This is a genomic window from Corallococcus exiguus (genome assembly GCF_009909105.1).
Lineage (GTDB): Bacteria > Myxococcota > Myxococcia > Myxococcales > Myxococcaceae > Corallococcus > Corallococcus exiguus.
This window is the reverse complement of record NZ_JAAAPK010000024.1, coordinates 15,262-29,935: the sequence shown is the minus strand read 5'-3', so window position 1 is coordinate 29,935 and position 14,674 is coordinate 15,262. Positions and strand designations below refer to the sequence as shown.

Here is a 14,674-nt window from a genome sequence, read left to right as displayed (position 1 = left end):
ACGGGGCGGCGCAAGGACCTCATCATCCTGCGAGGGCGCAACCACTACCCGCAGGACCTGGAGGCGACGGTGGAGGGGGCACACCCGGCGCTGAGGCCCGGGGGCGGCGCGGTGTTCTCGGTGGAAGTGGGGGGCGAGGAGCGCGCGGTTGTCGTGCAAGAAATCGACGTGCGACGGCTGGGCGGACTGCGTGAGCAGCTGGCGGCGGCGGATGCGGCGGTGGGCACCATCCGTCAGAGGCTGGCGGAGTCGCACGAGGTGCAGGCGCACGCGGTGGTGCTCATCGAGCCGGGCAGCCTGCCCAAGACGTCCAGCGGCAAGGTGCAGCGGCACGCGTGCCGAGCAGCCTTCCTCGCGGGGACATTGCAGGAGGTGACCGCGTGGCGGGCCGAGGGCTCTCAATCTTCCAATGCACGCCCATCGCCGGCCGAGGCTCCCCTGCCCGCTGGGCCGAAGGCGGAAGCGTCGCTGCCTGAGAAGCCGGACGCGGAAGCACTGGTCGCATGGCTGCGAGACGTCGTTGCCCGGCACGTGCGCATGAACCGTGAGGACATCGACGTCGATGCTCCGGTGACTCGCTATGGGCTGGACTCGTTGGGCGCGGTGGAGCTGGCGCACGAAGTGGGCGCCGGCACCGGGCTGACGGTGCCCATGGAATGGCTGCTCCAGGGGCCGAGCATCACGTCCCTGGCTCACAGGCTGGCCTCCCTCCGTGACGCGGCGGGCCCCGCGCCTCTTCGCAGAAACATGGGCGGCGACCGCGAGGCGTCCTCCTCGCAGGCCCGGTTGTTCTTCCTGTCCCGGTACGCCCCCGGCGACGTGTCCTACAACCTTCCCGCCGCCGTGCGCCTGGAGGGCGAACTGGATGTGGCCGCGCTGGAGGGCAGCCTCGTGGCGCTCGCGGCCCGGCATGAAGGACTGCGGACCTCCTTCCGCGAGGCCCCGGGGCAGCCCCGACAGGTCATCGCGCCGGACGCATCCCTGCCGCTGGCGCGCGTGTCACTGGAGTCCCTGCCCGCCAACGCCCGCGAAGCCGAAGCGCTCTGCCTGGCCCGCGAAGAGGCCCGCCGCCCGTTCGACCTGGAGCTCGGACCGCTGGTGCGCGCCACGCTCCTCACGCTGGATGCGCGGACCCATGTGCTGGTGCTCGTCATGCACCATGCCGTGTCGGACGCCACGTCCATGGCGGTGCTGGTGCGTGAGGTCTCCGCCCTCTACTCGGCACTGCGCGAAGGCCGCCCGTCGCCCCTGCCCGCCCTGCCCCTCGACTACGCCGACGCCGCCGACTGGCAGCGGGACGCGTTGGACGGCACCGCGCTGGAGTCGCACCTGGACTACTGGCGGACGCAGCTCGCCGGTGCTCCCCAGTTGCTGGAGCTGGCCACGGATCGGTCGCGTCCCTCGCGGCGTGGGTCCGCGGGCGCTCGGGTGCCGGTGGTGCTGGAAGCGGGCCTCGCGAAATCGGTCCGGACGCTGGCGGAGCGTGAAGGCGTCACGCCGTTCATGGTCCTGCTCGCGGCCTTCCAGACCGTGCTCGCCCGCCGCGCGGGCCAGGACGACATCAGCGTGGGCACGGCCATCGCGGGCCGTCAGCGCGCGGAGTTCCAGGGGCTCGTCGGCCTCTTCGTCAACTCGCTGGTCCTTCGCACGCGACTGTCGGGGGCTCCTTCGTTCCGGGAGCTCCTGGCCCGCGTGCGGGAGACGGCGCTGGGCGCGTACGCGCACCAGGATGTGCCCTTCGAGCGGGTGGTCGAGGCGCTCCGGCCTCCTCGTGAACTGGGGCACACGCCGCTGTTCCAGGTGATGTTCAACCTCCAGGGCGCACGCGTGGACGCGCCCGTCCTGCAGGGGCTCCAGTCCCGGCTCCTGGACGTGCACACCGGCACGTCCATGTTCGACCTCACGCTGTCGCTCGCGGAGCCCCCCCAGGGCTTCGAGGGCTGGCTGGAGTACTCCACGGAGCTGTTCGACGCCGGCACCGTGGCGCGGCTGGCCGGTCACTTCCGCGTGCTGCTGGAGGCCGCCATCGCGGCCCCGGAGACCTCCATCCACGAGCTGCCCTGGATGACGGACGCGGAGCGCCACCAGGTGCTCACCGCGTGGAACGACACGGCCCGGGACTACCCCTCCGGCAGCACCCTCCCCGAGCAGTTCGCGCTCCAGGTCGCCCGGACTCCGGACGCCATCGCCGTGGAGGACGGGGATCTTCGCCTGACGTACGCGCAGCTGGAGGCGCGGGCCAATCCGCTCGCGCACTTCCTCCGCGCTCGGGGCGTGGGCCCGGACGTGCCGGTGGCGGTGTGCATGGAGCGCTCCGTGGACTTCGTCGTCTCGGTGCTCGCCATCCTCAAGGCGGGCGGCGCCTATGTGCCGCTGGATGCGTCGTACCCCGCGCAGCGGCTGGCGTTCATGATGGAGGACGCCCGGCCCCGGATGCTGCTCACCACGCGCGCGCTGCGTGAGCGGCTGCACGTGCCCGACGCGACCCTGGCCTGCTTCTTCGTGGACGCGCTGTCGCTCGATGATCAGCCTGTCACCGCGCCGGAAGTCACCGTGGGGCCTCGCAACCTGGCCTACGTCATCTTCACCTCCGGTAGTTCCGGTCGTCCCAAGGGGGTGGCCTCCGAGCACCGTGGCGTGCTGCGCCTCGTGCACGCCGAGCCCTACTCGCGCGTCGGTCAGCGCGAAACGGGCATGCTCTTCGCGCCGTTGTCCTTCGACGGCTCCGTGATGGAGCTGTGGACGATGCTGCTGCACGGCGGCCGGCTGGTCATCTTCCCCGGCAAGGTCCCCGCCGGAGACATGGACACGCTCGCGCGCGTGGTGGAGCGCCACGCGGTCAGCTTCGCCCACCTGACGTCGGGGCTCTTCTCGCAGTTGGTGGAGCACCGGCTGGACATCCTCGGACGGCTGCGCGCAGTGCACGTGGCGGGCGACGTCATCTCCGCCCCGCATGTGCGCCGCGCGGTGGAGTTCCTGGGCCGGACCGTCATCAACGCCTACGGCCCCAGTGAATGCTCCGTGGCCGCCTCGTTCTTCACGGTGGAGCGGCCAGAGCAGGCGGGCGCGTCGGTGCCCATTGGCGCGCCGCTCGCGAACACCACGGCGTACGTGCTGGACGCGCGGCTCCAGCCGGTGCCGGTGGGCGTGCCGGGGGAGCTGTTCCTCGGCGGGGATGGCGTGGTCCGGGGCTACGTGTCGCGGCCGGACCTCACGGCGGAGCGCTTCGTGCCGGATACGTACGGCGCGCAGCCTGGCGCACGGCTGTACCGCACGGGCGACCGGGTCCGCTGGCGCGCGGATGGGACGCTGGACTTCCTGGGCCGCACGGACCACCAGGTGAAGGTGCGCGGCTTCCGCATCGAGATTCCGGAAGTGGAAGCCGCCCTGCGCGAGCTGCCCGAAGTGCACGAGGCCGCGGCGGTGGTGCGCGAGGACGTCCCCGGCGACAAGCGGCTCGTCGCCTACGCGATGCCGCGCCCAGGTCAGGTGCTGGAGCCCACGCAGCTGCGAGAGGCCCTGCGCCGCAAGCTCCCCGACTACATGGTGCCGTCGCTGTTCGTGGCGCTGCCCACCCTGCCCCTGAACCCCAGCGGCAAGGTGGACCGCAAGGCCCTGCCCGCTCCGGACTCGGAGGCCACCGGCCGGCGTGAGCGCTACGTGGCGCCCTCCCATCCACTGGAGGAGCGGATCGCCTCCACGTGGTCCCGCGAGCTGGGGGCCGACCGGGTGGGCACGCAGGACCACCTGTTCAACGACCTGGGCGGCACGTCGCTGTCCGTGATGCGGCTCGCCTCGCGCTTGAAGGAGACGCTGGGCCGCGATGTGCCTGTGGTCTGGTTGTTCGAACACCCCACGGTGGAGTCGCTCGCCCAGCGGCTGGAGAACGAGTCGCAGGGATCACCCGCGCCGTCGCCCACCGCGCCCGGCCACCGTCCGCGCGAGGCGTCGAAGCCTGGCGCCTCCGGGTCCATCGCCATCGTCGGCATGGCGGGCCGTTTCCCCGGCGCGGGAACGGTGGAGGCGTTCTGGCGGAACCTGCGCGAGGGCGTGGAGTCCATCACGCGCTTCTCCCCCGAGGAGCTGGAGCACCTGCCCTCGCTGCCGGAGGGGTTCGAGCTCTGGTACCACCCGGCGTTCGTTCCCGCCGCCGGTGTCCTGGAAGACGTGGAGGGGTTCGACCACGCGTTCTTCGACATGTCCCTGCGCGAGGCGCAGTTCACGGATCCGCAGCAACGGCTCTTCCTCCAGACGGCGTGGGCCGCGCTGGAGGACGCGGGCGTCAATCCGGAGCGCTACCCCGGCGCCATCTCGCTGTACGCGGGCGCCGCGGCCTCTGGATACGCGGAGGCCGTGCGGCAGGCGATGCCGCTGGACGCGGCGTCCTTCTTCGAGCTGAACGGCACCGCCACCCACGAGAGCCTGCCGACGAAGGCGTCCTTCAAGCTGGGGCTCACGGGTGAGAGCACGTTGCTCTACACCGCGTGCTCCACGGGCCTGGTGGCCGTGCACCTGGCCTGTCAGAGCCTGCGGACGGGTCAGTCCGACGTGGCGCTCGCGGGGGCCTCGCGGCTGTCGCTGCCGCAGCGCACGGGCTACGTGGCGCAGGAGGGCCTCATCTTCTCACCGGACGGACACTGCCGTGCGTTCGACGCTCGGGCACAGGGGACGCTGCCCGGGAACGGCGTGGGTACGGTGGTGCTCAAGCGTCTGGAGGACGCGGTACGGGATGGGGACGCCATCTACGCCGTCATCCGGGGCTCGGCGCTCAACAACGATGGCAAGAACAAGTCCGGCTTCACCGCGCCCAGCGTGCAGGGACAGGCAGCGGTGGTGTCCCAGGCGTTGGCCAACGCAGGCGTGGCACCGGAGGCCGTGGGCTACGTGGAGGCCCATGGCACCGCGACGCCGCTGGGGGATCCGATTGAAGTGGCGGCGCTGACCCGCGCGTACGGCCTGGGCGTGGAGCACCGGGGACGCATCGCGCTGGCGTCGCTGAAGACGAACGTGGGGCACCTGGACACGGCCGCGGGACTGGCGGGCCTGATGAAGGCTGCGCTGTCGCTGCACCACGGTGAGATTCCCCCCAGCCTCCACTTCGAGAAGGCCAACCCGCAGATCGACTTCGACGCGGGGCCGTTCTTCGTCAACACCACCCTGCGGTCGTGGCCCCGAGGCGAGACGCCTCGCTTCGCCGCGGTCAGCTCCTTCGGCATTGGTGGCACCAATGCCCACGCCATCCTCGAGGAAGCTCCCATGCGGCAGAGTGGTTCGACCACGCGTTCCCACCAGCTCGTCGTGCTGTCCGCGCGCTCGCCGGAGGCTCTGGAGGCGGCGGCGCGGCGGTTGGAGGCGACGGGCGTCGGGGACTCGGCGCTGGCGGATCTGGCGTTCACGCACGCCGTGGGTCGCAAGGCGTTCGAGTACCGCCGCGCGGTGGTGGTGACGGGCGCGGAGGACCTGGTGCGGCAGCTCCAGAAGCCGGTGACGCTGGCGAAGAGCCCGGGCAAGGCGCCGCGCGTGGCGTTCGTGTTCTCCGGGCAGGGTTCGCAGCGGCTGGCCATGGGGCGTGAGCTGGCGGAGGCGTCTCCCCTGTTCCGCGCGCACCTGGACGCGTGCCTCGCGTTGCTGGACGCGCCGCTGCGGGCGCGGGTGTCGGCAGTGCTGGCGCCCGAGGCCGATGCTTCGGCGGACCTCGCGGACACGCGCGTGGCGCTGCCCGCGTTGTTCAGCGTGCAGGTGGCACTGGCTCGGATGTGGCGGGACCTGGGCGTCACGCCGTCCGCGGTGATGGGTCACAGCTTCGGTGAGTACGCGGCGGCGTGCATCGCGGGGGCGCTGTCGGTCGAGGACGGGATGCGCCTCGCGGTGGCTCGCGGGGAGCTGATGCACCGGATGCCGCCGGGCGCGATGCTCGCGGTGGCCCTGCCCGTGGAGCGCGTGCAGCCGTTGCTGTCGGGCCGGCTGTCGGTGGCGGCGGTGAACGCTCCGGACCGCTGCGTGGTGTCCGGGCCGGTGGAGGAAGTGGAGCGGCTGGAGGCCGAGCTGAAGGCCCAGAAGGCCGGTGCGGTGCGCATGCCCGCGCCGCACGCGTTCCACTCCGCGGACGTGGAGCCGTTGATGCCGGAGCTGGCGCGCGTGGTGGGCGCACTTCGCTGGTCGGAGACAGCGGTGCCGTACGTGTCCAGCCTCACGGGGGCGCTGGCCAGGCCGGGAGAGCTCTCGGCGCCGGACTACTGGACGGAGCAGATGCGCCAGCCGGTGCGCTTCACCCGCGCGGTGGAGGCGCTCCAGGCGGAAGGCTGCACGGTGTTGCTGGAGGTGGGACCGGGACAGGACGTGACGCCGCTGGTGCGCGCGAACCTGGCCCGGCCCGAAGGCGGCGGATCCCCCGTCCTCGCGCTGGCGTCGCTGCGGGTGGGCGGGAAGACGACGGAGCAGATGGGCTGGCTCCAGGCCGTGGGCGAGCTGTGGACCGCGGGTGTGCTTGTGGACTGGAGCGCGTTCTACGCGCACGAGCAGCGCCTGCGGCTGCATCTGCCCACGTATGCGTTCCAGACCAAGGCGGTCTGGGTGCAGCCGAGAGCACGCGCCACGACGTCTCCGTTCGCGCCTCCCTCGGGAGGCTCCATCCGGACGCCGCAGGCTCCGGCAGTGGCCCCGGCAGTGCACACTGAGCGTGCGCCCGAAGTGTCTTCCGATGTAGCCCTGGTCACCGCGTCGGTCCGTGCCCCCCAGACCGTGTCCGCGATGACGGCCACGGTTTCGGTCCGTGCTCCTCAAGCCGCGTCCGCGATGACGGCTTCGAACGGAACTGCTCAGTACGGGTCCGTGACGACGGCTCCGGTCAGCGCTCCTCAGCCCGCGTCATCGACGATGGACCTGGCGGGTGCTCCCCGGAGCGCGTCAGCGATGACGGATCCGGCCGGCGTCCCACAGGCTGCGTTCGCGATGGCGGCCGGGGATCCGGTGCACGGGATGCGTCCGGAGGTTGATGCGTCCTCGCACAGGTCGGCTGTGCCCACGGATGCGGAACCTGTCCCAGCCCTCGCGTCCCCTCCCCCTCCCGGTCGCGACGACGCGCCTCGTGGAGACATCGAGGAGCGCGTGGCCGCGTTGTGGCGCGACCGTCTGGGCCTGGAGTTCGTGGGCCGCCATGACGACTTCCTGGAGCTCGGAGGCAACTCGCTGACGGCCGCGCAGCTGCTCAATCAGCTCCGTGATGCCTTCGGCGTGAACCTGCCGCTGGCCGCCCTCTTCGAAGCGCCCACCGTCGCTGGCATCGCGGGACGCCTGGAGCCCCTGCTGCTCCAGGCGCCCCAGGTCGCCGTCTCCACGGAGCTTCCGCTCGTGCCGCTGCCTCGCGACGGTAGCGAGCTGCCGTTGTCCTTCGTGCAGGAGCGCGTCTGGCGCCTGGAGCAGCACCTGCCCGGGCTGTCCGCGTACAACCTCCCGTTCGTCCTGCGGCTCGAAGGCGACCTGGACGCGGACGTGATGGAGCGCGGCATCCAGGAGGTCGTCCAACGCCACGAAGCGCTGCGCACGACCTACGACACCGTGGACGGCCGCCCCGTGCAGCGCTTCCACGCGCACATGCGAGTCCCGCTCACCCGCGTGGAGCTGCGCGGCCCGATGGAGACGCGCGAACCGGAGGCGCTGCGGCTCGCCCGTGAGGACGCCGCGAAGCCGTTCGACCTGGTCCACGGCCCCGTGCTGCGCACCACCTTGGTTCGACTGGACGCGAAGCGGCACCTGCTGATCTCCAGCATCCACCACATCGTCAGCGACACGATGTCCATCGCCCTGCTCGTCCAGGAGCTGGGCCAGCTCTACGACGCCTTCGTCCAGGGCAAGCCGTCTCCACTCAAGCCACTGCCCCTCCAGTACGCGGACTTCGGTGCATGGCAGCGCCGTGGCATCACGAGCGGCCGTCTGGCCGAGCAGGACCAGGGCTGGCGGCAGCGGTTGTCCGGCATGCCGCGCCGGTTGGATCTGCCCACGGACCGTCCCCGCTCCAACGAGCCGATCATCTCCTCCCAGCGCATGACGTTGGACTTCCCGCCCGCGCTCGCCCACGAACTGGTGGCCTTCACGCGTCGCGAGGGCTTCACCGGCTACATGACGGTGCTCGCCGCGTGGCAGACGCTGCTGCACCGCTACTCCGGCCAGACGGACGTCGTCGTCGGCACGCCCATCGCCAACCGCACGCGGCCGGAGCTGATGCCGCTCATCGGCTACGTGGCGCACTCCGAGGCGTTCCGTACGCGCTTCACCGAAGGTCTCACGTTCCGCGAGCTGCTGGCCCAGGTGCGAGGCGAGGTCGCGGACGCGCAGACGCGCCCGGACGTGCCCTTCGAGTACCTGGTGGAGGCACTCATCCCGGGCCATGACATCGGCCGGGGGCGCATGACGGACTCCGTGTTCGTCTACCACACGGGCGTGAGTTCCTCGGAGACGCTGGAGCTCATCGGCCTGCGCGCCACGTTGGTGGAAGTGCCGGGCACGCCCGTGCAGTGGGGCTCCACCCTCAGCGCGCTCACCCTGGTCCTCTTCGAGTCCCCCACCCGCGTCCACGGCGCGCTGGAGTACGCGTCGGACCTGTTCGACGCCGCCACGACGGCGCGGCTGATGGAGCACTTCCAGGTGCTGCTCGGCGCCGCGCTCGCGAACCCCGACACGCAGGTGGCGCACCTGCCGCTCGCCACCGATGACGAGCGCCGCGCCTGGCCCACGCCTCGCGCCACGCCGGGGCTGGTCCCTGTCCCCACCGCACTCGCGGAGCGGCGCGCGCGCAACGCTGGCGCCACCGCCCTGTCGCAGGGGGAGACGCACTGGACCTGGGCGGAACTGGGCGCTCGCGCGGATGCGCTGGCCGCGAGGTTGAAGGCGCTGGGCGTGAAGGCTGGAACACCGGTGGCCGTGTGCCTGCGCACGTCGCCGGAGAAGCTGGCCGCGCTGTGGGCCGTGCTGGGCGCGGGCGGCGCGTGCGTCGCCCTGGGCCCGTCCGACCTGAGCCACCTGCCCGTGTACGCGCTCGAAGGCGCCCCGGTGCCGGTGCTCGTCACCACGCGCGCGCTGGTGGCGTCCGTGCGCGTGGACGCGGCGCGCGTCGTCTACGTGGAGGACGTGACAGTCACAGCCGAGGCTCCCGCCACCGCCGCGCACGCGGAGCCGCACGCCCTGGCGTGGCTGCTGCCCACGGGCCGAGGCCAGCCCGCGTGGGCCCTGGGCCACCGGGAGCTGGCGGAGTTCTTCACGGGCCTGGACACGCGCCTGTCGCCCCCGGACTGCTGCGCGTGGCTGGCCGCGAGCGAGCCGTCCTCCGACCGTCCGGAGCTGGAGGCCCTGTGGGCGCTTACGCGCGGCCTGCGGGTGGTGTTCCCGCCGGAGCGGATCACCGCTCGGCTGGTGGGCCTGGGCAATGGGGGGCCTCGCGCGAAGGCGATGGACCTGAGCCTCATCTACTTCGCCAACGACGAAGACACGCTCCAGGGTCCCAAGTACGAGCTGCTGCTGGAGGGCGCGAAGTTCGCGGACGCGAATGGCTTCTCCGCGGTGTGGACCCCGGAGCGGCACTTCCACTCGTTCGGCGGTCTGTATCCACAGCCGGCCGTGGTGGCGGCGGGCCTGGCCACCGTCACGAAGAACCTGCGCCTGCGCTCCGGCAGCGTGGTGTTGCCGCTGCATGATCCGCTGCTCATCGCGGAGCAGTGGTCCGTGGTGGACAACCTGTCCCAGGGCCGCGTGGGCCTGTCCGTGGCCACGGGCTGGCACACGCAGGACTTCACCTTCGCGCCGGCCAACTACGAGAAGCGGCGCGACATCCTGCTGGAGAAGCTGTCCACGCTGCGCGCCCTGTGGCGAGGCGAGCGCTTCAAGCGTCCCGCGGGCGCTGGCAGCACGGCGGAGGTCGGTCTGCGCCCGAAGCCGGTGCAGAAGGAGCTGCCGGTGTGGCTCACCGCCACGGGCAACCCGGAGACGTTCCGGATGGCGGGCGAGCTGGGCGCGGGCGTGCTCACGGGCCTGATGTCGCACACGCTGGAGGAGCTGAAGCAGAAGGTGGCGCTGTACCGCGACGCGTGGCGCCGCAATGGGCACCCGGGCCGAGGCCACATCACCTGCATGCTGCACACGTACCTGGGCGACGAGGAACAGGAGGTGCTGCGCACGGTGCGCCAGCCCCTGCTGTCGTACTTCCGCAGCTCGGTGGACATCAGCACGTCGCTGCTCCAGGCGCAGGGCATCACCGACGTCCAGAAGCTGTCTCCGGATGACATCAACGCGGTGCTGGAGCGCACCTTCGAGAACCACGCGAAGAACACCGGCCTGCTGGGCACGGTGGACAGCGCGCTGCGGCGGCTGCGCGACGTGCGCGCGGCCGACGTGGACGAGGTGGCGGCGCTCATCGACTTCGGCCTCGACACCCCGGTGGTGTTGGAGGGCCTGCGCCGGCTCGCGACCGTGCGTGAGCGCATGGACGCGGAGGCCGCTGCCCACCAGGAGCAGGTGCTGGTGGAGGCCGAGGCGGGCGTGGAGGGACTGCTGGAGCTGGCGCGCCAGTCCGGCGCGGTGCTGCTGCACACGTCGGCTCGACTGGCGCGTTCGCTCAGCGAGCTGCCCGGCGCGCGTGAGTCGCTGTCGCGCGTGGGTGCGCTGGTGTTGGAGGGCGCGTCGGTGGAGCTGGGCTCGGCGCTGCACCGGGCCGCGGGCGTGGAGGTGTGGCTGTCCGGTGACGCCCAGGAAGGCGCGCTGCTGCCGCGCACGTTGGCGGAGCGCATCCCCGCGAACCTCCAGGCCTGGGTGCTGGACGCGGCCGGTCAGCCCGTGCCCGTGGGCGTGGTGGGTGAGCTGGCCCTCGCGGGCGCGGGGCTCCCGTCCGCACTGTGGCGCGCGGGTGATGAAGAGCACCGCCGCCTGGTGCCGCACCCTCGCGAGGCTTCCGCGAAGCTGTTCCGCACCGGCCGTCATGCCCGCCTGCGCGGGGATGGCCGGTTGGAACCGGTGGCCTCGCCGTCGCGGCTCCCGCCTCCGCCCGTGGCGCGTCCCGCCGTCGTGGAAGCGCCGCGTCCCGTGGCGCCCGCCGCACCGGCGGTGGTGAACATGAGCCCACCGCCCATCCCGCGCGTGAGCCGGGATCAGCCGCTGCCCCTGTCCTTCGCTCAGCAGCGCCTCTGGTACCTCCAGCAGATGGAGCCCACGAGCAGCGCGTACAACAACCCGGCCATCTTCCGGCTCAAGGGAGAGCTGGACAGGGCCGCGCTCCAGGCCGCGCTGGACGCGATGGTGGTCCGCCACGAGGTGCTGCGCACCACCTACGCCCTGGAGGGGGACCACGCGGTGCAGGTCATCCACCCGCCCCGGGGCCTGCCGCTCCAGCACTGGGACGTGCCCGGCGACACGCCGGAGGCGCGCGAGGCGGCGATGCGCGCGTTCTGCCAGGACGCCGTGCGCCAGCCGTTCGACCTGGAGCAGGAGGTCTTGCGCGCGGCGCTGATCCGCCTGGGGACCCAGGAGCACGTGCTGCTCGTCACCTTCCACCATGCGGTGTCCGACGCGTGGTGCACCCTGGTCATCGCGCAGGAGTTGACGGTGAACTACACGGCCTTCCGCGCGGGCCAGCCCTCTCCGCTCCCGGAGCTGCCGGTGCAGTACGCGGACTACGCCGTGTGGCAGCGCGCGTGGCTGGACGGCGGTGTGATGGAGAAGCAGGTGGCCTGGTGGAAGGACCACCTGACCGGCGCGCCTCCGCTGGAGCTGCCCACGGACCGGCCTCGCCCGGCGGTCATGTCCTCCGCGGGCGCGCGGCACACCTTCCTCCTGCCGACGGCGGTGTCCGCGCCGCTGCTGGCGCTGGGCCGCAAGCACGGCGCTACGTCGTTCATGGTGCTGATGGCCCTCTTCCAGACGGCGCTGTCGCGCTACTCGGGACAGGACGACTTCGTGGTGGGCACGCCCATCGCGGGCCGCACGCGCCCGGAGCTCGAATGGCTGATGGGGTGCTTCATCAACACCCTGCCCTTCCGCTCGAGGCTGTCTGGCCAGCCGTCCTTCGTGGAGCTGCTGGGCCGCGTGCGCACCCAGGCCCTGGAGGCCTACGCGCACCAGGACGCTCCCTTCGAGCGCGTGCTGGATTCGCTGGAGCTGCCGCGCGACCTGAGCCGCACGCCGCTGTTCCAGGTGAGCATCAACGTGGTGAACATGCCGGAGGTCCAGGGGCGGCTGTCGTCGCTGGAGCTGACCCCGGTGGAAGTGCCGACCGGCACGGCGAAGTTCGACCTGGGCATGGAGGTCGTGGAGGTCAAGGACGGCTTCAACTGCGGCATGGAGTACGCCACCGCCCTCTTCGACGCGGCCACCATGGAGCGCCTGGCCCGGCACATGGTGAGTCTGGCGCGCGAGGTGGTGGCCCATCCCCAGACGCCCGTTGCCCTGCTGCCGCTCATGGACGCGGCGGAGCGCCAGCGGGTGCTGGTGGAGTGGAACGACACCTTCCAGGACTTCCCCCAGGACGCGCGCATCCCGGACCTCTTCGCCCGGCAGGCCGCGGCGAGGCCGGACGCGGTCGCGGTGGAGTCCGGCGGCGAGCGCCTGACGTACGCGCAGCTCGATGCGCGGGCGAACCAGTGGGCGCACGTGTTGCGTGAGCACGGCGTGGGCCCGGACGTGCTGGTGGCGGTGTGCCTGGAGCGCTCTCTGGATCTCGTCGTCGCGCTGCTCGCCGCCGTGAAGGCGGGGGGCGCGTACCTGCCGTTGGATCCCAGCTACCCGGCGCCTCGGCTGGCCGCGATGCTGGAGGACGCGCCCGCGAAGGTGCTGCTCACCACTCGAGCCCTGCGCGCGGCGGTGCCCCTGCCGCTGGAGCTGCCGTCCGTCTTCGTGGAGGAGCTAGCCGCCCGGGATCTGCCCACGGCGCCGGTGGTGGCGGGCGCGGACTCGCGCCATCTGGCCTACGTGGACTTCACCTCCGGCAGCACCGGGCGCCCCAAGGGCGTCGCGGTGGATCACCGCGCGGTGATGCGCCTGCTGCACCACCCGGCGTTCGCGCGCATGAGCGCGAACGAGACGTTCCTCCAGCTGGCGCCCATCTCCTTCGACCCGGTGACGCTGGAGATCTGGGGACCGCTGCTGCACGGCGGACGGCTGGTGATGTTCCCGCCCACGTCGCCGTCGGACCTGGACGTGCTGGCCCAGGTCATCCAGCGCCATGGCGTCACCTCGATGATGCTCACCGCGGGCCTCTTCACGCAGGTCGCGGACCTGAAGCCGGAGGCCCTGACGGGCGTGCGCCAGCTGCTGGTGGGCGGCGACGTCGTCTCCCCGCCGCACGTGCGCAAGGTGCTGGAGGCGCATCCGGGCCTCGTCGTGACCGCGGGTTACGGCCCGACGGAGGCGACGCTCATCTCCGCCACGCACGTGATGACGGAAGCGGCGCGCGTGGACGCCCCCGTGCCCCTGGGCCGGCCCATCGCGAGGACGGACCTGTACGTGCTGGACGCGCGCGGACAGCCGGTGCCCCCGGGCATCCCCGGCGAACTGCACATCGGCGGCGAGGGCCTGGCGCGCGGCTACATCTCCCGGCCGGACCTCACCGCGGAGCGCTTCATTCCGCATCCCTTCTCCTCGCGGCCCGGTGAGCGCCTCTACCGCACGGGCGACCTGACCCGGTGGCGCGCGGATGGGACGCTGGACTTCCTGGGCCGCACGGACCACCAGGTGAAGGTGCGCGGCTTCCGCATCGAACTGTCGGAGGTCGAGTCCGCGCTGGGTGCTCACCCGAACGTGCGCGAGACCGTGGCCGTGGTGCGCGAGGACGTGCCCGGCGACAAGCGCCTGGTGGCGTATGTCGTCGCCCCGTCCGCCCCCGAGCCGGAGGTGCTGCGCGACTTCATGCGCCAGCGGGTGCCGGACTACATGCTGCCGTCGGCGTTCGTCCTGCTGGAGTCGCTCCCGCTGACGGCCCAGGGCAAGGTGGATCGCAAGGCCCTGCCCGCGCCGGAGGGACAGCGCGCCTCACGCCGCGAATACGTGGCGCCGCGCACCCCGAGGGAGCAGGCGCTGGCCCAGGTGATGGCGCAGGTCCTGCGCGTGGAGCGCGTGGGCCTGGACGACAACTTCTTCGAGCTGGGCGGCGACTCCATCATCAGCCTGCAGGTGGTGGCGAAGGCGCGGCAGGCCGGCGTGCGGTTGCAGGTGAAGGACCTGTTCCAGCACCCCACCCTGGGCGCGCTGGCGGCCGTGGCCCGCGACGGCGATGCCACCCTCGCGGAACAGGGCCCGGTGGTGGGCGACGTGCCCCTCACCCCCATCCAGGTGGACCTGTTCGAGCGTGAGCCGACGTACCCGCACCACTTCAACCACGCCCTGCTGCTCAAGACCCGTCAGCCGCTCAAGCACGACCTGTTGCAGCGGGCGGTCCAGGCGCTCGTCGCCCACCACGACGCCCTGCGCCTGCGCTACGTCCACGCCGAAGACGGCACGTGGCGCCAGGAGAGCGTGGCCCCTGGGTCCGCTCCGCCCGTGCTCCTCCAGGTGGACCTGTCGATGCTGCCTCCAGAGGCCCGGGCCGCCGGGATGGAGCGGGAGGCCGCGCGCCTCCAGGCGGACTTCAACCTGGCGACACCGCCGCTGGTGCGCGTGGCGCTGTTCCATTTCGGCGCCGGTGAGCCGCAGCGCC

Annotated in this window: 1 protein-coding gene (cut by a window edge); it reads left to right on the top strand. The window is 72.2% G+C overall.

The genetic code is table 11. The annotated features are described in order from the left end of the window. The coding region annotated (locus GTZ93_RS41900) for a non-ribosomal peptide synthase/polyketide synthase (RefSeq protein WP_161663375.1) crosses the window boundary (this coding region is incomplete at its 5' end): on the top strand, positions 1–14,674 show 14,674 of its 29,226 nt. 14,552 nt of the annotated region lie beyond the right edge of the window.